The sequence below is a fragment of the Streptomyces sp. NPDC051662 genome (assembly GCF_040681655.1).
GTDB lineage: Bacteria > Actinomycetota > Actinomycetes > Streptomycetales > Streptomycetaceae > Streptomyces.
Genome location: NZ_JBFAZD010000046.1, coordinates 27,975 through 50,897, shown reverse-complemented (window position 1 = coordinate 50,897; position 22,923 = coordinate 27,975). Strand labels below are relative to the sequence as shown.

Sequence of the window (22,923 nt, the reverse complement as noted above, 5' to 3'; positions counted from 1 at the left end):
GCGGAGGACAACGCCCTCTTACGTGAGGGCATGGTCCTGCTGCTGACCAGCAATGGCCATGACGTGGTGGCGACCTGCGCCGCCGGACCCGAGGTGATGCCCGCGCTGCGCGAGCACCGGCCGGACGCGGCGGTGCTCGACGTACGGCTGCCGCCGACCTTCCGCGACGAGGGACTGCGCGCGGCGGTACAGGCCCGCAGCGAACTGCCGGACCTGCCGATCCTGGTGCTCTCCCAGTATGTCGAACAGACATACGCGGCCGAGCTGTTGGCCCAGGGCGCGCGCGGCATCGGCTATCTGCTCAAGGACCGGGTCGGGCGGGTGGAGCAGTTCCTTGAGGCGCTGGAGCGCATCACCACCGGCGGGACGGCCCTCGACCCCGAGGTCGTCACCGAGATCCTCAGCCAGAAGGCCGCCGCGCGACCGCTGCGAGCACTGACGCCACGTGAGCACGAGGTGCTGGAGATGATGGCGCAGGGGCTGGCCAACGGAGCCATCGCGGAGCGGCTGGTGATCACCGAACGGGCGGTGAGCAAACATATCCGAGGTGTCTTCGACAAGCTCGGACTCCCGCCCGAGGGCGGCAATGTGCACCGCCGCGTACTGGCCGTACTGGCGTATCTGGGCAATAACGCACCGGAGAACTCCATGTAGCGCGAGGGAAGAACCGCGCGAGGGAAGGACCGCGCGAAGGAAGGGCCGCGCGAAGGAAGGACCGCGCGAAGGAAGGACCGCGCGAGGGAGGGACCGAGGGATCACGCCGCGGGCAGCGGAAAACCCCGGGCATCCGGAGACGGGGGAAGACTCCGGAACGCCCGGGGCGGGATTCCACACTGCCACGACGGGGGAATGAACAGCCGCGGGAATCCCGGCTTATGGGTGCGCCTGTATCTCGGCCGCCGTATCTCAGCCGAACGAGATGCAGGTCTTGCGGATAATATTGATCCGTTTGGTGGTCTCCGAGATGACTTCGCCCACCGAGTCGGGATCACGGCCGCCGGGATCGACGCTGCGTAATTCCTTCGCCGCCTCACGGAGCTTCTCGTCGTCGGTGTCCTCCGCCAACTGGGCGATCTCGTCGGCGAGATCGTCGAGTTCCTTCTCCGCCGCCTCCGGGTCCTTCGTATCGGAGAAGTTCGAGGACTTGGCGAGGATCTTCTCGCACGCGTCGCCGCGGCTCTTGGCGTTCTCCGCCCCCTCGCACGCGGCCATGCCGAGCATCGCGGGTACGAGGACGAGGGCGGCGAGCACCGCCCTGGTCGTGGTCCGCCGCGATCCGCGCCCCGGTCGCCGCCGGCCGGGGTCACGACCGGCGTACGCGCCGCCGCCCGCTGTGGTCTGGGCTGTGTCCGCCATGGAAGTGCTCCCACTCGTGCCCGTCGTATCGCGGTCGAGCCGCGCCGTCTGCCTCCATCGTGTCGGGCGACGGGGTTCAGGTCAGTACACCGCGTACCCGGACCGGGGTGGCACCTGCACCACCATCGCGGGTTCAGCGCGCCGCGCGAACGCCCTGACACCCGTCCCCAGCAGGGCAGTTACGCCCAGGCTTAAAGGTCTGCCGGACGCCGTCGGGCGGTGAGACCATGCGGCCATGTCCCACCCCCGCCCCCATCCCGACCCCGGCGAAGGTGACGTACCGTGCCTCAGAACCGACCATCCGCACCTCGGCGCGCACCGCGCTGGGTGGTGTCAAGGCCGCCGCGGCCCGCGGCGGACCTCCGGCTGTTCTGCTTCCCGTACGCCGGTGGCGGCTCCAGTATCTTCCGTTCCTGGGCAGGGCACCTGGACGGGGGTGTGGAGGTGTGTCCGGTGCTGCTCCCCGGCCGTGAGGAGCGGTTCAGCGAGCCGCCGCACACCCGGGTGACGGAGCTGGTGCCGCTGCTGGCCGACCGGCTGGCCGGCTGGTTCGACAAGCCGTTCGCGTTCTTCGGCCACAGCATGGGCGGCGAGATCGCGTTCGCGCTCGCCGAGTATCTGTGCGCGCGGGGGCCGGCACGCCCCGTGCATGTCTTCGTCTCAGGATGCGCACCGCTCCCGGGGCCCGTCCTGCGGCACACCTTGCCCGACCCCGAACTGCTCGCGGAGATAAGGGAGATGAACGGGGCTCCGGCGGAGTTCCTGAACAACCCCGAGCTGATTGAGCTCATGCTGCCCACGCTGCGGGCGGACTTCACCCTGGCGGAGAACGCGGTGCCCGATTCCGCCGCGGTGCTGCCGGTGCCGCTCACCGCGTTCGCGGGGACGGACGATCCGGAGGCGGGTCCGCGGGAGGCCAAGGCGTGGTCGCGGCATGCCGGCGGGACGTTCGAGCTGTACGAGTTGGCGGGCGATCACTTCTTCCTGCATGACGCGGGCCCGCTGCTCGACATCGTCGGACGGGTGCTCAGCTCAGACTCGGGTCCTGGGAGTCATGGCGCTGGCCCTGGGAGTCATGGCGCCGGTCCTGGGACTCACGGCTCCCGTTCTCGAAGCCACGGCCGGAGCGCTCCAGACACTCGCTGATCACCTCGGGACCGGCTCCGGCGACCATGTCGACGACGCCCCCGTCCCGCAGGAACACCACGGCGTCGGCGCGCGCGGCCACCGCCGGCGCCGAGGTCGACATCACCGCCGCGACGCCATGTCCCCGCACAGCCCGGCGCAGCGCCGTCCCGGACTCCTCCGTCGCCTCGTCGGCGAGCAGCAGACGCGGCCCGAGCGCGACCGCCGCCGCGACGGAGCCCGCCCCGCCGGGCTCGGGCACCCAGGACACCAGCGGTCCGCTCCGGTCCCCGCTCCCGGCGCCGCGGCGCACCACTCCGGAGGACGGCTGGATCTCGCCGGAAAGGCACCTCAGCAGCGTGGTCTTACCGGCGCTGCCCTCCCCCATTACCGCGAGAAATACGCCTTGTCTCACGACCAGGCTGACATTCCGCAGGGCATAAACGACCCGAGGTCTCGTTTCGTAAACCATCGTGACATTTTCGAGGGCGACAACTTCGGACACGCGTTCGATTGATTCACTCGAATCCACGTGCATCATCGAAAATCTCCCCTTTATCGCGCTTCACGGCGAAGTGGACCCGCACCCCGCATCTGCCCGCCGGCGCATCACATACGGCCAAGATACCGATACCGGGCAAGGGCGGAACAGGGGGGTCCGCAAGCGAATTGAGGGTACAGCCACCTCACCCAAGAATGTAGTGCGTGCACCCGTGACAACGCGAAGAAGTCGAATTACCGGCACTATCGGCCACGCGCCATTCGCCGCTCAACCTTTCGGCCCGCATAACGCGTCCGATAAAAGCTCCCACGCCCCGAAGCTCCGCCGGGGGACAGGGCCGGCCGGCCGCGCGCACGGCTCGGCCGGCCGTACGCGGGGCCCGCCGGGACGTGACGACCCATCAGGGGGCGCACCGGGCGGCAGGGCACCGCGGGGCCCGGCGCGGTGATCATTACGATCCGGTCTCGGGATACCCCCCAGGTCTTGCCATCTCTTCGTGTAATCGATTCCAATCCTCCGTGTAATCGATTCCACGAGGAGGTGGACCGACGATGGCGGGCATCAAGGATGTCGCGGCCGAGGCGGGCGTGTCCGTCGCCACGGTGTCGCGGGTACTCAACGACCATCCGTCGGTCAGCCCCACGTCCCGCGCCCGGGTGCTCGCCGCGGTCACCGCGCTGGGCTACCGGCCCAACGCCGTCGCCCGGTCCCTGCGCACCGACCGGACCCGCACGCTCGGTCTGGTCATCAGCGATGTGCTCAATCCGTACTTCACCTCGCTGGCCCGCGCGGTCGAGGAGGAGGCGCGGACGCTCGGCTACAGCGTGATCATCGGAAACGCCGACGAGCGGCCGGAGTTGCAGGACCACCACGTCCGTACGCTGCTCGACCGCCGGATCGACGGACTGCTCGTGTCGCCCACCGACCGCGGTTCACCGCTGATACGCGACGCGGTGCGTGCCGCGACCCCGCTCGTCTTCGTGGACCGCTGGATCCCGGGCGTCGAGGTGCCCGTCGTACGGTCGGACGGCCGCGCCGCCATCCGCGATCTGGTCGCCCATCTGCTGCGGGTCGGCCATCGCAGGCTCGCGATCATCGCGGGCCCCGCGACCACCACCACCGGCAGCGAACGCGTCGACGCCTTCCGTACCGCGCTGGCCGGGCACGGGCTCGCGCTGCCCGACGCGTATATCGGCCAGGGCGACTTCCAGGCCGAGAGCGGACGCCGGGCCGCCGAGCGCTTCCTCGATCTGCCCGAGCCGCCCGACGCCGTGTTCGCGGCGGACAATCTGATGGCCCTCGGCGCGCTCGACGCGATCCGCGCCCGGGGGCTGAGCGTGCCCGACGACATCGCGCTCGCGGCCTTCGACGACATCCCGTGGTTCGTGCACACGGATCCGCCGATCACGGCCATCGCGCAGCCGACGGACGAGCTGGGCCGGGCCGCCGTACGGGCGCTGGCCGAGCGCATCGCGGGCCGGGTCCCGCCGTCCGTCACACTCCCCGCCCGGCTGGTCGTACGCCGCTCCTGTGGTGCGGGGTCCCCACCGGCCCCCCGGCGGCCGGACCCCTCGGAACGCGCACCGGCGCGACCCGCACCGTCGGAACGCTCACCGGCGGAACGCGGACCGTCAGCACAGGGCCCGTCGGCCCCGAACCCGTCAGTACGAACGCGAAGGAGCGACCCGTGAGTCATCCGGACGAGTTGCTGCGTGTCGAAGGGATACGCAAGACCTTTCCCGGCGTTATCGCGCTCGACAGCGTCGACTTCGATCTGCGCCGCGGCGAAGTGCATGTCCTGCTCGGCGAGAACGGCGCCGGCAAGAGCACCCTGATCAAGATGCTCTCCGGTGCCTACCGGCCGGACGCCGGACGCGTGGTCGTCGGCGGGCAGGAAGTCCGTATCCACGGCGCGCAGGACGCCGAACGGCTGGGAATCGCCACCATCTACCAGGAGTTCAACCTGGTCCCCGATCTGACCGTGGCCGAGAACATCTTCCTGGGCCGCCAGCCGCGCCGCTTCGGTCTGATCGACCGCAAGAGGATGGAGTCCGACGCGGCCGAGCTGCTCAAGCGCGTGGGAGTCAGCACCCCGCCGGGCACCAAGGTGCGTGAACTGGGCATCGCCCGGCTCCAGATGGTCGAGATCGCCAAGGCGCTCAGCCTGGACGCCCGGGTGCTGGTCATGGACGAGCCGACGGCCGTACTGACCTCCGACGAGGTCGACAAGCTCTTCCGGATCGTGCGCGCGCTGCGCGAGGACGGTGTGGGCATCGTCTTCATCACCCACCACCTGGAGGAGATCGCGGCGCTCGGCGACCGGGTCACTGTCCTGCGGGACGGCCGCAGCGTCGGGCAGGTGCCCGCGTCGACCCCCGAGGACGAACTCGTCCGTCTCATGGTGGGCCGCGACATCGACCAGCAGTATCCGCGCCGGGCCGCGGAGACCGGCACCGCCCTGCTGTCCGTCACCGGACTGACCAGGGAGGGCGTCTTCCGTGACGTGGACTTCGAGGTACGCGCCGGTGAGGTCGTCGGTATCGCCGGGCTGGTGGGCGCGGGCCGTACGGAGGTCGTACGAGCGGTCTTCGGCGCGGACCACTACGACACGGGCTCGGTACGGGTGGCGGGCGCCGCGCTGCCGCGCCATGACGTCAGCGCGGCGATGGCCGCCGGGATCGGGCTGGTGCCGGAGGACCGCAAGGGCCAGGGCCTGCTGCTCGACGCGTCCGTGGAGGAGAATCTCGGGCTGGTCACCCTGCGTTCGGCGACTCGCGCCGGGCTGGTGGACCGCGCGTCGCAGCGCACCGCCGCCGCTCGGATCGCCGGTCAGCTCGGCGTCCGGATGGCGGGGCTCGACCAGCGGGTGCGCACCCTGTCCGGCGGCAACCAGCAGAAGGTCGTCATCGGGAAATGGCTGCTGGCCGAGGTCAAGGTGCTGATCCTCGACGAGCCGACGCGCGGTATCGATGTCGGCGCGAAGGTCGAGATCTACGAACTCATCAATGACCTCACGGCCGCCGGTCACGCCGTGCTGATGGTCTCCAGCGATCTGCCCGAGGTGCTGGGCATGAGCGACCGGGTGCTGGTGATGGCCGAGGGGCGGATCGCCGGTGAACTCACGGCGGACGAAGCGACACAGGACGCGGTGATGGCACTGGCCGTCGGCGCCGCGCGCCCGTCAGGACCGGAACCCGGGACCGACGCGGACGACGAGGAAGAAGGGGTGGAGGGCTCCCGTGGCCACTGACACGCTCAAGAACAAGACAGACGGCGGTGGCGGTGGCGGAAGCGCCCGGTCGGTCCGCCGGCTCCTGCTCGACAATGGCGCGCTGAGCGCCCTGGTCGTACTGGTGGTGGCGATGTCGCTGCTGTCGGGCGACTTCCTGACCACCCAGAACCTGCTCAATGTCGGTGTGCAGGCGGCCGTGACCGCGATCCTCGCGTTCGGTGTCACCTTCGTCATCGTCACCGCGGGCATCGATCTCTCGGTCGGCTCGGTGGCGGCGCTCTCGGCGACCGTCCTGGCCTGGTCGGCGACGTCGGAGGGGGTGCCGGTGTGGCTGGCCGTCGTGCTCGCCGTGGGCACCGGCATCGCGTGCGGGCTCGTCAACGGCGCGCTCGTCTCGTACGGCAAACTGCCGCCGTTCATCGCCACATTGGCGATGCTCTCGGTGGGCCGCGGTCTGTCGCTGGTGATCTCGCAGGGCAGCCCGATCGCCTTCCCCGGCTCCGTCTCGCGGATCGGGGACACGCTCGGCGGCTGGCTGCCGGTGCCGGTCCTCGTGATGGTGGCGATGGGGCTGATCACGGCCCTGATCCTGGGCCGTACATATCTGGGCCGCTCGATGTACGCGATCGGCGGCAACGAGGAGGCGGCGCGGCTGTCCGGGCTCCGCGTCAAGCGGCAGAAGGTCGCCGTCTACGCGCTGTCGGGGCTGTTCGCCGCGGTCGCCGGTATCGTCCTGGCCTCCCGGCTCTCCTCGGCGCAGCCGCAGGCCGCGCAGGGGTACGAACTCGACGCCATCGCCGCGGTCGTCATCGGTGGCGCCAGCCTGGCGGGCGGTGTCGGCAAGGCGTCCGGCACTCTCATCGGCGCGCTGATCCTGGCGGTGCTGCGCAACGGTCTCAACCTGCTGTCGGTGTCGGCGTTCTGGCAGCAGGTCGTCATCGGTGTCGTCATCGCGCTCGCGGTGCTGCTCGACACGGTGCGCTCCCGCGCGGGGGCGTCGGCCACGTCCTCCGGCGCGTCCGCTACGGGGGGCGCGGGCGGGCCTGGCCGCAAGGGCGCGAGAGCGGTGACGTACACGGTCGCGGCGGTGCTGGTGGCCGCCGTCATCGGTGGTGTCTCCTTCTGGAACAACGGCTCCTCCGGCGGCGGGACCAAGGTGGGGCTCTCCCTCTCCACCCTCAACAACCCCTTCTTCGTCCAGCTGAAGGCGGGCGCGGAGGCCGAGGCGAAGGCCAAGGGCGTCGACCTCACCGTCACCGACGCGCAGAACGACGCCTCCCAACAGGCCAACCAGATCCAGAACTTCACCAGCGGCGCCCTGTCGTCGGTGATCGTCAACCCGGTCGACTCGGACGCGGCGGGACCATCCGTACGCGCCGCCAACAAGGCCGGCATCCCGGTGATCGCCGCCGACCGCGGTGTCAACAAGGCGGACATCGCCACCCTGGTCGCCTCCGACAATGTCGCGGGCGGCCGGCAGGCGGCGAAGACGCTGGCCGACAAGCTGGGCGGCAAGGGACAGATCGTGGTCCTCCAGGGCACAGCGGGCACCTCCGCCAGCCGTGAGCGCGGCCAGGGCTTCGCCGAGGGCATCAAGGCGTACCCCGGCATCACGGTCGTCGCGCGGCAGCCCGCCGACTTCGACCGCACCAAGGGGCTCGATGTGATGACCAATATGCTCCAGGCGCACAGCGGGGTGAACGGGGTCTTCGCCGAGAACGACGAGATGGCTCTCGGAGCGATCAAGGCACTCGGGGCCAAGGCGGGTACGTCGATCCCGGTCGTCGGCTTCGACGGCACACCCGACGGTCTGAAGGCGGTCGAGGCGGGCACGCTCTACGCCTCGGTGGCCCAGCAGCCGGCCGAACTGGGCAGGCTCGCCGTCCTCAACGCGATCAAGGCCGCACAGGGGGACGGGATCGCCTCGACGGTGAAGGTGCCGGTCAAGGTGGTCACCGCGGAGAATGTCGCCGACTTCTCCTGACCACTCGACGGCCTCTCGACGGCCACTCGACGGCCACTCGACGGCCTCCCGACCACTACAGCCAAAGAGACGGAAAGACTGTGATGTACGACTACGACCTGCTGGTCGTGGGGTCGGCCAACGCCGATCTGGTGATCGGTGTCGAGCGGCGCCCCGGCCCCGGTGAGACGGTGCTCGGCTCGGATCTGTCCGTCCATCCGGGCGGCAAGGGCGCGAACCAGGCGGTCGCCGCCGCCCGCCTCGGCGCCCGTACGGCGCTGCTGGCCCGGGTCGGCGATGACGCGCACGGGCGGCTGCTGCTCGACTCGCAGCGCTCGGCGGGTGTCGACACGGCCGGGGTACTGTCCGGCGGCGCGCCCACCGGGGTCGCGCTGATCACGGTCGATCCGTCCGGGGACAACAGCATCGTGGTGTCGCCGGGCGCCAACGCCCGGCTGTCTCCGGCGGACATCCGGGGCGCGTCGGGTCTGCTGCGGGCGTCGCGTGTGGTCTCCGCGCAGCTGGAGATCCCGCTGGAGACGGTCGGGGAGGTGGTGGCGGGTATGGCGCCGGGCAGCAGGTTCGTCCTGAATCCCTCTCCCCCGGTGCCCCTGCCGGCCGGCATCCTGGCGGCCTGCGACCCCTTGATCGTGAACGAGCATGAGGCGCGGGTGGTGCTCGGCGCGTCGGCCGGTGCCGGCGGTGACGACCCGGAGGAGTGGGCGAGGGGCCTGCTCGCGCTGGGGCCACGCTCCGTGGTGATCACGCTGGGCGCGCGGGGCGCGCTGGTGGCGGACGACCGTACGACGACGCTCGTGCCGTCCGTACGCGTGCGCGCCGTGGACACAACGGGGGCGGGCGACGCGTTCACCGCGGCGCTGGCCTGGCGGCTCGGCGCCGGTGAGAGCCTGGCCGGGGCCGCCGCCTACGCGGTGCGGGTGGGTGCGGCGGCGGTGACCAAGGAGGGGGCGCAGGTGTCGTTCCCCACGGCGGCGGAGGTGGCGTCGCTCACCGGAGCGGAACAGGGTGTGTCCGGGTGAAGAAGTCCGGGATCCTGAACCGTCATCTCGCGGGCGCCCTGGCGGAGCTCGGCCACGGGGACGGTGTCCTGGTCTGCGATGTGGGGATGCCCCTGCCCGCGGGCCCGCGGGTGGTGGATCTGGCGTTCCGGGCCGGGGTGCCGCGGTTCGCGGAGGTGCTCGACGGTCTGCTCGCGGAGCTGGTCGTGGAGGGCGCGACGGCGGCCCACGAGGTCCGGGAGGCGAATCCGGAGGCGGCGCGGCTGCTGACGGCACTGCCCGGTCTCGTCTTCGTCCCGCACACGGAGCTGAAGGAGCTGTCGGCGGACGCGCGTCTGGTCGTACGTACCGGGGAGGCGCGGCCGTACGCGAATGTGCTGCTGCGCTGCGGGGTGTTCTTCTGAGCCGCGTCGCATGGCTTCGATGCCGGGGCCCCGTCTCGACAGGGACCGGTCAGGAGATATCTTGATGTCGAGCAATGTTGCAGACGTGGAGCGGAGCACCCGGTGACTGACTCGACCATCATCTACACACACACCGACGAGGCCCCGGCCTTGGCGACGTATTCCTTCTTGCCTGTGGTCGAGGCGTATGCCTCGACGGCCGGGGTCACCGTGGAGAGCCGTGACATCTCTCTGGCGGGGCGGATCATCGCGGGCTTCCCCGAGCGTCTTGAGGAGGGCCAGCGGATCGATGACGCGCTCGCCGAGCTCGGTGAGCTGGCCAAGACGCCCGGTGCGAACATCATCAAGCTGCCGAACATCTCGGCCTCGATCCCGCAGCTGAAGGCCGCGATCGCCGAGCTTCAGCGGCAGGGCTACGCGCTGCCGGACTACCCGGACGACCCGAAGACCGACGAGGACCGCGACGTCCGCGCGCGCTACGACAAGGTCAAGGGCAGCGCCGTCAACCCGGTCCTGCGCGAGGGCAACTCCGACCGCCGCGCCCCCGCCTCGGTCAAGAACTACGCCAAGGCGCACCCGCACCGTATGGGCGCGTGGACGGCCGACTCGAAGACGAACGTCGCGCACATGGACGCCGACGACTTCCGCTCCAGCGAGAAGTCCGTGGTCATCGCCGAGCCGGGCTCCCTCCGTATCGAACTGACGGGTGACGACGGCAGCACCACGGTCCTGCGCGAGTCGGTGCCCGTGCTCGCGGGCGAGGTCGTGGACGCGTCGGTGATGCGGGTGGCGGCGCTGCGCGAGTTCCTCGGGGCCCAGATCAGCCGGGCCAAGGCCGAGGACGTGCTGTTCTCCGTGCATCTGAAGGCCACGATGATGAAGGTCTCCGACCCGATCATCTTCGGCCATGTCGTTCGGGCGTTCTTCCCGAAGACGTTCGCCGAGTACGGCGAGGCGTTCGCCGCGGCCGGTCTGACCCCCAACGACGGCCTCGGCGGCATCCTGGGCGGTCTCGACTCCCTGTCCGACGGCGCGGCGATCAAGGCGTCCTTCGAGGCCGAGCTCGCCGACGGCCCCGCGCTGGCGATGGTCGACTCCGACCGGGGCATCACGAATCTGCACGTACCGAGCGATGTCATCGTCGACGCCTCCATGCCGGCCATGATCCGCACCTCCGGTCATATGTGGGGTCCTGACGGCCAGGAGGCCGACACCCTCGCGGTCATCCCCGACAGCAGCTACGCCGGTATCTACCAGGTCGTCGTGGACGACTGCCGCGCACACGGCGCGTACGACCCGTCGACGATGGGCTCGGTGTCGAACGTCGGTCTGATGGCGCAGAAGGCCGAGGAGTACGGCAGCCACGACAAGACCTTCGAGATCCCCACCACCGGCACGGTGCGTGTCCTCGACGGCTCCGGCGATGTCGTACTGGAGCATGTGGTGAGCGCGGGCGACATCTGGCGCATGTGCCAGGCCAAGGACCTGCCGATCAGGGACTGGGTCAAGCTCGCCGTCACCCGCGCCCGCGCGACCGGCGTCCCGGCGGTCTTCTGGCTCGACGAGGGCCGCGCGCACGACGCGAATCTCATCGCGAAGGTCAGGACCTACCTCGCCGAGCACGACACCGAGGGCCTGCGCATCGAGATCATGTCGCCGGTCGAGGCCACCGCGTTCTCCCTGGAGCGCATCCGCCGGGGCGAGGACACGATCTCCGTCACCGGCAATGTGCTGCGCGACTACCTCACCGACCTGTTCCCCATCCTCGAACTCGGCACGAGCGCGAAGATGCTCTCCGTCGTCCCGCTCATGAACGGCGGCGGGCTGTTCGAGACCGGTGCCGGCGGCTCCGCGCCCAAGCACGTCCAGCAGCTCGTCAAGGAGAACTACCTGCGCTGGGACAGCCTGGGTGAGTTCCTCGCGCTCGCGGTCAGCTTCGAGCACCTCGCGCAGACGACGGACAACGCGCGCGCCCAGGTGCTCGCGGACACCCTCGACCGTGCCACGGCCACCTTCCTGAACGAGGACAAGTCGCCCAGCCGCCGTCTCGGTGGCATCGACAACCGCGGCAGCCACTTCTACCTGGCGCTCTACTGGGCGCAGGAGCTGGCGAAGCAGACCGACGACGGGCGGCTCGCCGAGGCGTTCGCGCCTCTCGCCAAGACGCTGGCCGAGCAGGAGAGCACCATCGTCGACGAGCTGATCGCCGTACAGGGCGAGCCGGCGGACATCGGCGGCTACTACCAGCCCGACCCGGCCAAGGCCGCGGCCGTCATGCGCCCGTCGGCCACGTTCACCCGGGCCCTCGCGCTCCTCGGCTGACGCCACGGCGTACCCGCCTACCGGTTCCGCCCCGTCCGACCTCCTCGTCGGCCGGGGCGGCGCCGTCTTCGGCGCTGCTCGGTGAAGCGCACCGGACCCGGCCCGCCGGGACACCCCGCCCTCAGTGCCCGTGACCGCCGTCGGCCTCTTCCCCGGCCGGCGAGGAGGTCGGCTCGGCGCCGGGGGCGGTCTGGGCGGTTTGGGCGGTGACGGTGAAGGCGGCCGTGCGGACGGTTCCCCGGTGCTTGAAGTCCAGGAAGAGACGGTAGGTGCCGGCGCTGGGTGCGGTGGCGGTGAAGGACACGTCGGGGCCGGGTCCGGTCTCACCGTCGCCGGGCTCGCCGTTGGGATGGACGTGCAGATAGGCCAGGTCTCCGGAGCGCAGGGCGACCAGATGGCCGTAGGCGCCGAGATACGGTTCGAGGTCCGTGACCGGCCGGCCCGCCTCGGTGACCTTGAGATTCAGTTCGCCGGCCGTCCCCGGACGCAGGGAGCCGGTGAGTGTGACGGTGTAGCCGTCGATGGTGGCGGTGGCCGAAGGGGCGGGGACCGGGGCGGGGCGGTAGTCGCCCGCGACCGCGAGATCTGCGCCGAGCGTGAGGTTCTTCGCCCCCTTGGCGGCGGGAGTGAAGTCCGCGAAGAGACGGTAGCCACCGGCGGCGGGGAGGTTCGCCGGCGTGCTCCAGGCGCCGTCGGCCGCCCGGGTGGGATGCAGATGCCGGTAGGCGGTCAGGTCCCGGGAGGCGAGGATCAGATGGAGTTCCTTGTCGTGCTCACGCTGGAAGGCGGTGACCTGGCGGCCCGCGCTGTCACGTATGACGAAGCGCAGTTCGGTGGTGCGGGCCGCGGGGACGCGGGGCGTCCTGAGGTCGAGGGTGTAGCCGCCCTCCGAGACCCGTAGGCCGCCCACCGGCGCGTCATCACCGCTCCCCGGCGCCTGCCCTCCCCCGTCGGGCGTGTCGGCGTGTTCCGCGTGCGGCGGCGCCGCGGACTCCGGATCCGTCGAAACCGGCGTGACCACATTCCCGACCCCGTACGCCGCACCGAAGGTCGCGGCGAGCGCGGCGGTGTAGGTGGCGATCCTCAACGCGGTGTTCATGGTGCTCTCCTCTGATCGTTCGGCGAAGGTCCAGCGATGATCCGACTGGCCGATTGCATCCAGCGTATACCCCCTAGGGGTACATGCAAGCCGTACGTCGCCCCTTGTCATGAATACGGGGTGGGGGTATACATGACCAGGTCATCCACGATACCCCTCCAGGGTATCCGAACGATCTGTCCTCCGGGAGGAACCATGTCCGACTGCTGTACGCCTGACGGCAGTTGCTCGACCAATACGGCCCAGGGCGGGACGACTGTTGTCACCGACAGCCGCACGACCGTCTACGCGGTCACCGGAATGAGCTGTGGCCACTGCGAGTCCACGCTCACCAAGGTCATCGGTGAACTGGACGATGTCCTGCGCGTCGACGTGGACGTCGCCGCCGGCCGCGTCGGCGTCACCACGGCCGGCGAGCCCGACGACGCCGAGATCGCGAGGGTGGTCGACAGCGCCGGGTACGAGGTCACCGGCCGGGCCGGCTGACCTGCCACTGACGCTGCCGGGCCCGTACGCGTACGGGCCCGGCGGCGTCAGTGAGTCAAAGGACGGGATGGTCGACGATGGTCAACGGGAGAGTCGCAGCACACTCCCCTCGCCGTTGGCCGAGAGGAAGAGGGAGCCGTCCGGGCCGAGCGCCAGACCCGCGAACTGGCGTGGCGGGCCAGGCACTCCGGGGACGGGGTGGCGGGTGGTGCGGGTGATGCCGGGCGGCAGGCCGACCGCGAGGTTCTCGGCGTCGATCCCGCTCTCCCCCGTGACGAGCGAGATCGACCGCAGCCGCCGGTGCGCCGTCTCCACCGTGAACAGTTCGTCGTCGCGGACGACCAGGCCCTGCGGCGCGCCGAGTCCGTCCGCGATCGTCACCGCTTCGCCGTTGTCGAGCCGGAGCACCGCGCCGAGGCGGTCGTCACTGACGTAACAGCGCCCCTCTCCGTCGAAGGCCACGTCCACGGGGTGTTCGAGCCCCGCGGCGAGCACGGTGACGGTGTCGGTCCCGTCGATCCGCAGGATCCGGCCGCCGCCGGTCTCGGCGACCACGAGCGAGCCGTCAGGCGCGACCGCGATGCCGGTGGGCTCGCTCAGTCCGGTCGTCCGTACCCGCGTGGTCTTCTCCACGGGGTCGTAGGTACGGACCTCACCGAGCTGCGAGGTGAGGTGCAGGACTCCGTCGGCCGCGGTGATGCCGTGGACGAAGGGCCGCAGATCGTGGGTGACGATGCCGCCGGACGCGTTCGTGTGGGCGTCAGCGTTCGTGTGGACGTCGGCGTTCCCGTTCGCGCCCGCGCTCGTGCTCGTGCTCGCGTCCTCTTCGGGGCCGTCCGGGCTCGCCAGACGGAAGTGGTCGGCCGCGTACACCGTCCCGCAGAGATCGACCGTCACACCGAAGGGACCGTCGAGTCCGCGGGGCACGATCTCCCGGATCCGGCCGTCGGTGTGCATCTCCGTGACCCCGCCGCTCGCGTAGCTGGAGACGAACATCCGGTTCTCGTCGTCGAACGCCGCGTTGTCCAGCCCCGCGACACCGGAGACGACGATCGACCGCGCTCCGGTGCGGAGATCGATACGGGTCACGATGCCCGCCACACCGCGCGACAGCACCACCAGGACACCGCCCTGGTCGAACCGGACCGCGACCGGGTCGTCCACGTCCTCCGCGACCAGCTCGGGCCCACCGCCGTCGGGGGATATCCGCCACACCTCATTGGCGATCATGTGCGGGTAGTAGAGCAGCCCGTCCGGACCGAGCTGCATCGCGTTGCCCCAGGCCAGTCCGTCCGTGAGCACCGTCGGCTCGCCACCGTCGGGGAACAGCTCCATCAGACGGCCGTTGCTGCGCATCTCGTTGACGAAGAGGCGATTTCCCACGCAGGTGATGCCGTTGGGCATCTTCATCGCGTCGGAGACCAGGGTGAACTCGCCCGTGCGGTCCCGGCGCCAGACCCTGCCGGGCGTGATGTCGGCGATATACATCGAGCCGTCCGCGCCGAAGGCGAGATCGTCCGGCGCCTGGACCGGGCTGTCCATGGGCACCACCACGTCGACGATCCCCGAGGCGGGATCCACGGCGCTGATCTGTCCGGCGATGAACTGCGCCACGTACAAGCGCCCGTCGGGCCCGAAGGTGACACCGTTCGAACCCCACAGCCGGTTCGGCGGGTTCAGCCTCGTCGGGTTCCAGCGCTCGCTCGTGGTCTGCCAGTGGCCGGTGCTGTCGAACCGGCTGGGCCGCCTCATCGCTCCCTCTCCGTTGACGGTGTGGTCACTGGACGATCACCTCGCCCATGTCGCCGTCCGTGCGCCAGCGTTTGATCAGCTCGTAGAACTCGATCGGCCCTCCGCCGTACGACTCGCTCCGCTTGCTCGGCATGCCCTCGTTGTTGTAGTAGCCCGGGGTGCACTCGGCGAACAACGCTTGTGTGTCCAGCGCCCTGGCCCGGATCGTGGCGACCCAGTCGGCCTGCGCCTCGGCGGTCGGCTCGATGTACCGCGCCTGGCGCTTGCCCGCCTCGGTGATGACCTCGGCGATATGGACCGCCTGCTCGTCGAGGACATGGACGAAGTTCACGGAGACCGCGTTCTGCAGGGCACCGAGATGGAAGAAGTTGGGGAAGCCGTGGCTGTAGAAACCGTGGAGAGTCCGCGGACCGTCCTTCCAGGACTCGGCCAGGGTGACACCGTCCCGGCCATGTACGTTGAGTCCGGCCCGCTCGGCCGGCGGGCCGCCGATGTCGAATCCGGTCGCGAAGATCACGCAGTCGACCTCGTACTCGACGCCGCCGACCACAAGACCGCTCTCGGTGATGCGCTCGACGCCGCGCCCGGCCGTGTCGACCAGTGTGACATTGGCCCGGTTGAACGTGGGCAGGTAGGTGTCGCTGAACGTGGGGCGCTTGCACATGTAGCGGTACCACGGCTTGAGCGCCTCAGCCGTCGTCCGGTTCTCGATGACGGCGTCCACCCGGGCACGTATCTCGTTCATCTTCCTGAAGTCGGCCAACTCGGCCATGAGACCGCGCTGTTCGGGGGGAAGGTCGTCACCGCCGCTGGCCCCGGGCACGAGGCTCTGGAGCAGCCGGGCGCTGGTGGTCCAGCCGTCGGACACCAGATCCACGTCCGCTCCGCCACCGGCGACCTGGGTCAGGAAGTTCTCCTGGCGGCGCCGCTGCCAGCCGGGGGTCAGTGTCTTGGCCCACTCGGGATCCGTGGGGCGGTTGTCACGGATATCGACCGAGGACGGCGTGCGCTGGAACACATAGAGATGCTCGGCGTCGCGCCCCAGGTGCGGCACGCACTGGATGGCGGTCGCGCCCGTACCGATGACCGCGACCTTCTTGTCGGCGAGCTTGTGCAGATCGCCGTTCGCGTCACCACCGGTGTAGGCGTAGTCCCAGCGGCTCGTATGGAACGTATGCCCCTGGAAAGTCTCGATGCCCGGGATGCCGGGGAGCTTCGGCCGGCTGAACGGTCCGCTGGAGACGACCACATAGCGCGCCCGCATACGGTCGCCGCGGTCGGTACGGATGATCCACTCGAACTCGGCCTCGTCCCAGCGGAGTTCGGTCACCTCGGTCTGGAAGCAGACATCACGGTACAGCTCGAACCGCCGCCCGATCGCCCGCGCGTGCTGCCTGATCTCCTCGCCCGGCGCGTACTTCCACTTCGGTACATAGCCGACTTCTTCGAGCAGCGGCATATAGATGTACGACTCGATGTCGCAGTGGATCCCCGGATACCGGTTCCAGTACCACGTTCCGCCGAAGTCCCCGGCCTTCTCGATCACCCGGATGTCCCGCACGCCCGCCTGGCGCAGCCGGGCGCCGGCGACCAGGCCGCCGAACCCGCCACCGATGATCGCGACCTCGACCCGGTCGTCGAGGGGCGCCCGGTCGGGCGCGGGCTCCGCGTACGGATCGTCCACGTAATAGCCGAACTCCCCTGTGGTGCTCCGGTATTGCATTCTTCCGTCGGGGCGGATCCGGCGGTCGCGCTCGGCTCGGTAACGGGCGCGCAGGGAGTCCGGGTCGAATCCGAGCGCCACCGGGTCGAGCCGGGGGTCCTCGGATGAGGCGTGGGGGGTGGGCATACGTGTCCTCTCAGGGGTTCTTGGACCGCTGCTGTGGTGTGAGCTGTGCTGTGGCATGAGCTGTGTTGTTATGCGGGCCGTGCGGTTGTGTCGGCCGTGCGGTTGCCGGTGGCGGTGTCAGGCCGTCCCGTCCTCACGTCTCCAGCAGCCGGATCGCCGCCGCCGGGCACAGGCCGGCGGCCTCGCGCACCCCCTCGTGGGTGTCGGTGCCGGGGTCACTCGCCAACAGGACCACCACGCCGTCGTCGTCCCTCTGGTCGAACACCTCGGGGGCGCTCATGACACACAGGCCCGCCGAAACACACTTCGGTTCGTCCACTTCCACACGCATGGTCGATTCCTCGTTCTCCATGTCGTCGCCTCGTTGCGGTGTTGCGGTGTTGCGTTCGTCGCGGTGTCGCGGTGTCGCGTGGCTCTCACCAGGTGACGGGCAGTGAGCGCACGCCGTAGGTGGTCCCGCTCTCCTCGAACTCGATCCGGTCGAACGCGGTGGCCAGGCGCAGGGTGGGAACGCGCCGGTAGAGCGTGCCGTAGACGACCTGGAGTTCCACCCGGGCGAGCGACTGGCCCAGGCACTGGTGGGGGCCGAAGCCGAACGCGTTGTGCAGACGGGCATTGCGGGTGAGGTCCAGCCGTTCGGCCTCGGGGAAGGCCGCCGAGTCCCAGTTCGCGGCGGAGATCTCCACCACGACCCCCTCCCCCGCGCGGATGACCCGGCCGCCGATCTCGATGTCCTCGCGGGCGACCCGGCGCAGACCGGAGTGGACGATGGAGAGATAGCGCAGCAGTTCCTCCACCGCGCCCGCGACGACCTTCGGGTCCTCGGTGTCGCGCAACACGGCCAGCTGCTCAGGGTTTTCCAGCAGGGCGAGGGTTCCGAGGCTGATCATGGTCGCGGTTGTCTCATGTCCCGCGATGAGCATCGCGACGCCCATATGGACCGCTTCGCTCCGGGTCATCTCGCCGGCCGTGACCCGGGCGGCCATCTCCGACATCGCGTCCTCGCCGGGAGCGGTGAGCTTCTCGGTGAGCAGCTCGTCCAGATATGCGGAGAGCGCGCCGCTCGCGGCCCGGGCCTCTTCCGGCGGCACGTCGCGGTCGAGTGCGACGCTGCTGTTGCGCTGGAAGAACTCGTGGTCCTCGTACCGCACTCCGAGCAGCTCGCTGATCACCAGCGACGGCACGGGCAGCGCCAGCGCGGTCAGGAGGTCGGCGGGCTTCGGTCCGGCCAGGATGTCGTCGATCAGATCGTCGACGATCTTCTGAATGGCGGGCCGCAGCGCCTCGACCCGCTTGAGCAGGAGCGGACCGTTGACCATCCGGCGCAGCCGGGTGTGCTCGGGGGCGTCCGTGTTGGTGATGAGCTTCGGGGTGACCTTCGCGATGTCCGCCCGATACGCGGTCACATGCGGGAAGGCGCCGAACGTGTCGTCGTTGCTGAGACGGGGATCGGTGAGGATGGCGCGCTGGTGGGCATGTCCGGTGATGAGCCAGGGCGTACTGCCGTCCCAGATCCGGACCTTCGTGACCGGCGTCTCGTCCCGAAGCTCCTCAAGGCCGGGCGGCGGGGCGAACGGGCAGCCCGCCGCCCTGGGCATCGGAAATTCCGGAATGCCCTGCTCCGTTTCTTCCTCGGGGTCTGTCAGTGTGTCGGCCATGTCACTCCTCGGTGGGGGCTCCGTCGGAACGGAGAACGGGGAAGGTGGCGGGACGCCTTGATGGACATATGCAACCGGAGTGCACTGACACCTTCCGGTCAATTACCTGACAGCAAGCTGACGTGAGGACGATCACACGCCCAGATCCGTGGAACGGACGGCGCTCCGGGCCGGCCGGACAACGCGCCGGGCCGGTGAGGTGCGCTCCGCGTCCGTCGGTCAGCGGCCCAGCAGGTAGCCGAATCCCCTGCGGGTATGGATCAGTTGGGGCTCCTCCTGGTCGACCTTGTGCCGGAGGCGGGAGATGAGCTTCTCGATGGCGTTGTCGGCGCGGCCGTCGCCCCAGACATGCCGGCAGATCTGTTCCTTCGTCAGCACCTGATCGGCGTTGACGAGCAGATGACGCAGCAGCCGGTACTCGGCGGGGGTGAGGTCGAGCGCCCGCGGCCCGCGCCACGCCTGGCAGGTGGCGTCGTTCAGGACGAGGTCGCCGTAGCACGGGCCCCGGCGCGCGGGACCTCGCCCGTGGCCACGGCCGCGCAGTAACACCTGTGCCCTGGCGAGGACTTCGGCGATCCGGAACGGCATGGTGACATAGTCCTCCCGGCCGGGGCCCAGTTCGGGAAGGAGGCTGTCCAGGTACTCGCACATGGTCAGGAAGAGCACCGGTGGGCGGTCGGTGACGGGGCGGCGCCCGCGGGCGAGGGCGTTCAGATCGGGCAGCGTCGTATCGAGGACCACCAGATCGAACCGGTGTCGCGTGATCCGTTCCATGCCCTCGGCGCCGGTACGCGCCGCCGTGACCCGGTAACCCGCCAGTTCCAGAGTGGTCGTGAGCAGGTCGGAGGTCTCCGGATCACCGACGATGACCACGACGTGCTGCCCGTCCCCACGAACCGCCGACGGCTTCTCGCCGACGCCCCGGCGCACCGGGCTCACGCCCCGTGTGTCGCGCACGCTCCGCATCTCGCTCACGCCCCGCATCTCGCTCACCCCGCACATTCCGTACATGGAAGGACCACCTCGCGTAAGGCTCACGCTTCACATCCGAACGGCAGAGCCGGGGCCCCAGGGCCGCGGCGTCAGGCAGGGCGCTCGGGATGGACAGCGGCTTCGGCGTCGGCATAGCCGAGGAAGTCGTCGACCATCCGATGGAACAGGGCGGCGAGCTGCCGCAGGTCCTGGGGCGACCAGTCCTCCAGGGCCGCCTGCATCCCCCGGCGACTCGCCTCGCGGATACGGTCGATCACCTGCCGCCCGACCGGGGTGAGCTGGATACGTTGCGCGCGACCGTCCTCCGGGTCCGGGACGCGGGTCACGTACCCCGACCGCTCCAGCTGTTGCACCTGCCGGGTGACATGCGATGCCTCCACGGCCAGCCGGGTCGCCAGCTCGCCGGGGCGCAGGGGTTCGGTGTCGGCGATCTGCCGCAGCAGCGCCACGGCGGCCCGGTCCAGTGACACCCCGGCCTGGACCATGAGGCGGTCGTGCTGCCGGACCCTGCTGGACAGATAGGCGATGCGGCTCAGCGCCCGCTCGATCTCGATGACATCGGCCGAGGCCGCGGCCGTGCCAACTGCTGGCGGTGACTTGGACATCCATACACTTTACCATCTATTTGCCTGACTCAAGCAACTTCACATTCGCTTGCTTGACTCAAGTAACTCATACATGCTTGCCTTACTCAAGCAATCCGTGATCCATCGCCCACCACGCCGGGGACCGGCCGGCCCGGTCTTCCAGCACGCAGGAGTTCTCCTATGACAGACACCACCGCGACGGTGGCCGAGCAGGGCCCGGACCGTACCGGTCCGGGTTCGGCGGGTTCGCCCGCGGCACCGTCCGCGCCGGGCCTCACGCTGGCCGCCCTGGGCGTTGCCGGACTGGTCGTATCCCTCCAGCAGACGCTCGTCCTGCCGTTGCTGCCCAGGCTGATGCGGACCTTCGACATCTCGGTGTCCTCGGTCGCCTGGGTGTTCACCGCGACGCTGCTGGCCGGGGCGGTCGCCACCCCGCTGCTGTCGCGGTTCGGCGACATGTACGGCAAGAAGAAGATGATCACGCTGACGATGGCGCTGCTGGTCGTCGGCTCGGTGGTCTGCGCGCTCTCCGACTCGCTCGGCGTGATGATCGCGGGCCGCGCGCTCCAGGGCGCGGCGGCGACGGTGATCCCGCTGGCCATCGGCATGATCCGGGACACGTTCCCGCGTGAGAAGGTGACGTCCGCCATCGGTGTCGTCAGCGCCACCCTCGGCGTGGGCGGCGCCCTCGGCATGCTCGTCACCGGAGTCGTCGCCGACCGCACCGAAAGCCACCACCCGGTGTTCTGGATCTCCGCCGCGATGGCCGCCGTCGGCTTGGCGTTCGTCGTCCTGTTCACCAGGGAAGCGGGCAAGCGCACCGGCGGACGACCCGATCTGCTCGGCGCCGCCACTCTCGCGGCGTGGCTCGTCATGCTGCTGCTGGCGATCAGTCAGGGCAACGCGTGGGGCTGGACGGACCGGCGGATCATCGGGCTGTTCATCGGGATCGCGATTCTGCTCCCGTTCTGGGTCTTCCTCCAACTGCGGTCCCGGGAGCCCCTGGTCCAGCTGCGTCTGCTGGCGGGGCCCAAGTCGCTCCAGGCGAACCTGGCTTCCCTGCTGCTCGGCTTCGCGATGTTCGCCGGTTTCACCCTCGTCTCCAACTTCATCCAGACGCCCGAGGACCAGGTCGGGTACGGCCTGAGCGGCTCGGTGCTCGATGTCGGGCTGTACATGCTGCCCAGCACGGTGACCATGCTCCTGTTCTCCGCGCTCGCCGGACGGTTCGAGGCGCGGCTCGGAGCGGCCTGGACGCTGGCCGTCGGCTCGTTCATCGGCGGACTCAGCTATGTGTGGCTGGCTCTCAACCACGGCAGCGCCGCCGATGTCATGATCTTCAGCGGTATCCAGGGCATCGGCTTCGGTATCGCCTACGCGGCTCTGGGCACCCTCGCCGTTCAGCACGTTCCGCTGGAGCAGAGCGGAATCGCCAGCGGTATCAACACCCTTGTCCGCACGGTCGGCGGCAGTGTGGCGAGCGCGGCGACGGCGTCCATTCTCACCGCCGATGTCATCAGGAACACGTCCGTACCGACCGTGGACGCCTACGTGCTCTGCTTCGTCATCGCCGCCGTCACCGCGGGCCTGGGCGCGGTCACCGCCGCCTCGCACGGTCTGCGGTACCGCGCTTCCGCCTGACCGCGTCCGGGCGGATCGAGGCGCCCCCGGGCCCGGCCTCCGGGCGAACGACGCCACTTCGGACTTGTTCGTCCGGGCCACCCATCGACACAGCCGTACGCGGATCCGCGTGGCAGATCCGCGTACGGCCGAAGGAGTACGCATGAGCAGCACCGGTTTTGCGGGACGCAGCGTCGTTGTCACCGGAGCGGGATCGGGAATCGGCAGGGCAACGGCGCTGCGATTCGCCGAGGAGGGCGCGAACGTACTGGTCGCGGATCTCAACGGGGAGACCGCCCAGCGGACCGTCGAGGCGGTGAGGACCGCGGGAGGCGTCGCCCGCGCGGTCGTCGGCGATCTCGGCGAGCAGCGGGTGGTGGACGAGATAGTCGCCACGGCCACGGGTGCCTACGGCGGCTTGGACGTGCTGGTGAACAACGCGGGCATCATGGACCGCATGTCGGCCCTCGCGGACACCGAGGACGCCGAATGGGAGCGCGTCATCCGGGTCAATCTGACGGCGCCCTTCATGCTGACCCGTGCCGCGCTGCCGCACATGCTGGAACGGGGACGCGGCGCGATCGTCTTCACGGCGTCCGAGGCCGGTCTGCGCGGCAGCGCGGCAGGCGCCGCCTACACCGCCGCCAAGCACGGCATCATCGGCCTGACGAAGTCCCTGGCCGTGATGTACCGGAACAACGGAATCCGCGCCAACGCCATCGCCCCGGGCGCGACGTCGACCAATATCCAGGTCGACGCCGAGACGTCGGCACATGGCCCGAGCGTGATCGCTTCCTATCCGGGCCTCTCCGGCCGGGTGGCCGACGCCGCGGAGCAGGCCGCCGCCATCCTCTTCCTCGCGTCGGACGCCGCGGGCAACATCAACGGCGCCGTCCTGCCCGTCGACAACGGCTGGTCGGCCGTCTGAGGCCGGGGCCTCGGCACAGTCGGCGTCA

Annotated in this window: 20 protein-coding genes; 11 read left to right on the top strand and 9 right to left on the bottom strand. The window is 69.9% G+C overall.

Annotation, left to right across the window (positions count from 1 at the left end):
• Window positions 1–654: response regulator transcription factor (locus tag AB0M67_RS39960; protein ID WP_365752957.1), on the top strand; the 654-nt coding region annotated here is incomplete at its 5' end.
• Between the two features lie 252 nt (window positions 655–906).
• Here the strand turns inward: AB0M67_RS39960 and AB0M67_RS39955 are convergent.
• Complete coding sequence (locus AB0M67_RS39955) at window positions 907–1,356, bottom strand: hypothetical protein (RefSeq protein ID WP_365752955.1); 450 nt, start codon at window positions 1,354–1,356, stop codon at window positions 907–909.
• A 282-nt stretch (window positions 1,357–1,638) separates the two neighbouring features.
• On the opposite strand from AB0M67_RS39955, the gene AB0M67_RS39950 reads away from it, so the two are divergent.
• On the top strand, window positions 1,639–2,502 hold the full coding sequence (locus AB0M67_RS39950; RefSeq protein WP_365752953.1) for a thioesterase domain-containing protein: 864 nt from the start codon (window positions 1,639–1,641) through the stop codon (window positions 2,500–2,502).
• Here the strand turns inward: AB0M67_RS39950 and AB0M67_RS39945 are convergent.
• Window positions 2,384–2,953 (bottom strand): ATP-binding cassette domain-containing protein, encoded by a 570-nt coding sequence (locus AB0M67_RS39945; RefSeq protein WP_365752951.1) that lies wholly within the window; start codon window positions 2,951–2,953, stop codon window positions 2,384–2,386. The genes AB0M67_RS39950 and AB0M67_RS39945 overlap by 119 nt on opposite strands.
• 581 nt (window positions 2,954–3,534) lie before the next feature.
• Between AB0M67_RS39945 and AB0M67_RS39940 the strand changes: the two genes are divergently transcribed.
• The 6 genes from AB0M67_RS39940 (at window position 3,535) to AB0M67_RS39915 (ending at window position 11,923) form a co-directional block, all read left to right on the top strand.
• Complete coding sequence (locus tag AB0M67_RS39940) at window positions 3,535–4,674, top strand: substrate-binding domain-containing protein (protein WP_365752949.1); 1,140 nt, start codon at window positions 3,535–3,537, stop codon at window positions 4,672–4,674.
• Window positions 4,671–6,233, top strand: a complete 1,563-nt coding sequence (locus AB0M67_RS39935) for a sugar ABC transporter ATP-binding protein (RefSeq protein ID WP_365752947.1) — start codon at window positions 4,671–4,673, stop codon at window positions 6,231–6,233. Before AB0M67_RS39940 ends, AB0M67_RS39935 begins: the two co-directional genes overlap by 4 nt.
• Window positions 6,223–8,199 carry a substrate-binding domain-containing protein gene (locus AB0M67_RS39930; RefSeq protein WP_365752945.1) on the top strand — a complete coding sequence of 659 codons (1,977 nt, stop codon included), beginning with the start codon at window positions 6,223–6,225 and terminating at the stop codon, window positions 8,197–8,199. The genes AB0M67_RS39935 and AB0M67_RS39930 overlap by 11 nt, the downstream gene beginning before the upstream one ends.
• 83 nt (window positions 8,200–8,282) lie before the next feature.
• Window positions 8,283–9,218: a ribokinase gene (locus AB0M67_RS39925; RefSeq protein ID WP_365752943.1), complete on the top strand. Its 936-nt coding sequence runs from the start codon at window positions 8,283–8,285 to the stop codon at window positions 9,216–9,218.
• Window positions 9,215–9,601 carry a D-ribose pyranase gene (rbsD, locus tag AB0M67_RS39920; protein WP_365752941.1) on the top strand — a complete coding sequence of 129 codons (387 nt, stop codon included), beginning with the start codon at window positions 9,215–9,217 and terminating at the stop codon, window positions 9,599–9,601. Before AB0M67_RS39925 ends, rbsD begins: the two co-directional genes overlap by 4 nt.
• 102 nt (window positions 9,602–9,703) lie before the next feature.
• Window positions 9,704–11,923 (top strand): NADP-dependent isocitrate dehydrogenase, encoded by a 2,220-nt coding sequence (locus AB0M67_RS39915; protein ID WP_365752939.1) that lies wholly within the window; start codon window positions 9,704–9,706, stop codon window positions 11,921–11,923.
• A gap of 121 nt (window positions 11,924–12,044) precedes the next feature.
• Here the strand turns inward: AB0M67_RS39915 and AB0M67_RS39910 are convergent, their stop codons facing one another.
• Complete coding sequence (locus AB0M67_RS39910; protein WP_365752937.1) at window positions 12,045–13,022, bottom strand: hypothetical protein; 978 nt, start codon at window positions 13,020–13,022, stop codon at window positions 12,045–12,047.
• A gap of 195 nt (window positions 13,023–13,217) precedes the next feature.
• Between AB0M67_RS39910 and AB0M67_RS39905 the strand changes: the two genes are divergently transcribed.
• Window positions 13,218–13,508: a heavy-metal-associated domain-containing protein gene (locus AB0M67_RS39905; protein WP_365752935.1), complete on the top strand. Its 291-nt coding sequence runs from the start codon at window positions 13,218–13,220 to the stop codon at window positions 13,506–13,508.
• Window positions 13,509–13,589: 81 nt separating this feature from the next.
• On the opposite strand, the gene AB0M67_RS39900 is transcribed toward AB0M67_RS39905, so the two are convergent.
• The 6 genes from AB0M67_RS39900 to AB0M67_RS39875 form a co-directional block, all read right to left on the bottom strand.
• Window positions 13,590–15,260 (bottom strand): hypothetical protein, encoded by a 1,671-nt coding sequence (locus AB0M67_RS39900; RefSeq protein ID WP_365752933.1) that lies wholly within the window; start codon window positions 15,258–15,260, stop codon window positions 13,590–13,592.
• A gap of 25 nt (window positions 15,261–15,285) precedes the next feature.
• On the bottom strand, window positions 15,286–17,109 hold the full coding sequence (locus AB0M67_RS39895; protein WP_365752931.1) for an NAD(P)/FAD-dependent oxidoreductase: 1,824 nt from the start codon (window positions 17,107–17,109) through the stop codon (window positions 15,286–15,288).
• Window positions 17,110–17,242: 133 nt separating this feature from the next.
• The gene (locus tag AB0M67_RS39890) at window positions 17,243–17,440 is read right to left on the bottom strand and encodes a ferredoxin (RefSeq protein WP_365752929.1); all 198 of its coding nucleotides are present in this window, start codon (window positions 17,438–17,440) and stop codon (window positions 17,243–17,245) included.
• A gap of 85 nt (window positions 17,441–17,525) precedes the next feature.
• Window positions 17,526–18,767: a cytochrome P450 gene (locus AB0M67_RS39885; RefSeq protein WP_365752927.1), complete on the bottom strand. Its 1,242-nt coding sequence runs from the start codon at window positions 18,765–18,767 to the stop codon at window positions 17,526–17,528.
• A gap of 219 nt (window positions 18,768–18,986) precedes the next feature.
• Window positions 18,987–19,733 carry a response regulator transcription factor gene (locus AB0M67_RS39880; protein ID WP_365752961.1) on the bottom strand — a complete coding sequence of 249 codons (747 nt, stop codon included), beginning with the start codon at window positions 19,731–19,733 and terminating at the stop codon, window positions 18,987–18,989.
• A 116-nt stretch (window positions 19,734–19,849) separates the two neighbouring features.
• On the bottom strand, window positions 19,850–20,365 hold the full coding sequence (locus tag AB0M67_RS39875; protein ID WP_365752925.1) for a MarR family transcriptional regulator: 516 nt from the start codon (window positions 20,363–20,365) through the stop codon (window positions 19,850–19,852).
• A 162-nt stretch (window positions 20,366–20,527) separates the two neighbouring features.
• On the opposite strand from AB0M67_RS39875, the gene AB0M67_RS39870 reads away from it, so the two are divergent.
• Both AB0M67_RS39870 and AB0M67_RS39865 read left to right on the top strand, forming a co-directional pair.
• Complete coding sequence (locus AB0M67_RS39870) at window positions 20,528–21,988, top strand: MFS transporter (RefSeq protein WP_365752923.1); 1,461 nt, start codon at window positions 20,528–20,530, stop codon at window positions 21,986–21,988.
• A gap of 142 nt (window positions 21,989–22,130) precedes the next feature.
• Window positions 22,131–22,895 (top strand): SDR family NAD(P)-dependent oxidoreductase, encoded by a 765-nt coding sequence (locus AB0M67_RS39865; RefSeq protein ID WP_365752921.1) that lies wholly within the window; start codon window positions 22,131–22,133, stop codon window positions 22,893–22,895.
• The last annotated feature ends 28 nt before the right edge of the window (window positions 22,896–22,923 follow it).

Bases quoted from the DNA above. Each gene is read 5' to 3' on its own strand.
- AB0M67_RS39865 (WP_365752921.1), top strand. From the start codon at position 22,131: ATGAGCAGCACCGGTTTTGCGGGACGCAGCGTCGTTGTCACCGGAGCG.
- AB0M67_RS39870 (WP_365752923.1), top strand. From the start codon at position 20,528: ATGACAGACACCACCGCGACGGTGGCCGAGCAGGGCCCGGACCGTACC.
- AB0M67_RS39895 (WP_365752931.1), bottom strand. From the start codon at position 17,109: ATGCCCACCCCCCACGCCTCATCCGAGGACCCCCGGCTCGACCCGGTG.
- AB0M67_RS39900 (WP_365752933.1), bottom strand. From the start codon at position 15,260: ATGAGGCGGCCCAGCCGGTTCGACAGCACCGGCCACTGGCAGACCACG.
- AB0M67_RS39940 (WP_365752949.1), top strand. From the start codon at position 3,535: ATGGCGGGCATCAAGGATGTCGCGGCCGAGGCGGGCGTGTCCGTCGCC.
- AB0M67_RS39905 (WP_365752935.1), top strand. From the start codon at position 13,218: ATGTCCGACTGCTGTACGCCTGACGGCAGTTGCTCGACCAATACGGCC.
- AB0M67_RS39890 (WP_365752929.1), bottom strand. From the start codon at position 17,440: ATGCGTGTGGAAGTGGACGAACCGAAGTGTGTTTCGGCGGGCCTGTGT.
- AB0M67_RS39910 (WP_365752937.1), bottom strand. From the start codon at position 13,022: ATGAACACCGCGTTGAGGATCGCCACCTACACCGCCGCGCTCGCCGCG.
- AB0M67_RS39880 (WP_365752961.1), bottom strand. From the start codon at position 19,733: ATGCGGAGCGTGCGCGACACACGGGGCGTGAGCCCGGTGCGCCGGGGC.
- AB0M67_RS39955 (WP_365752955.1), bottom strand. From the start codon at position 1,356: ATGGCGGACACAGCCCAGACCACAGCGGGCGGCGGCGCGTACGCCGGT.
- AB0M67_RS39925 (WP_365752943.1), top strand. From the start codon at position 8,283: ATGTACGACTACGACCTGCTGGTCGTGGGGTCGGCCAACGCCGATCTG.
- AB0M67_RS39885 (WP_365752927.1), bottom strand. From the start codon at position 18,767: ATGGCCGACACACTGACAGACCCCGAGGAAGAAACGGAGCAGGGCATT.
- AB0M67_RS39945 (WP_365752951.1), bottom strand. From the start codon at position 2,953: ATGGTTTACGAAACGAGACCTCGGGTCGTTTATGCCCTGCGGAATGTC.
- AB0M67_RS39875 (WP_365752925.1), bottom strand. From the start codon at position 20,365: ATGTCCAAGTCACCGCCAGCAGTTGGCACGGCCGCGGCCTCGGCCGAT.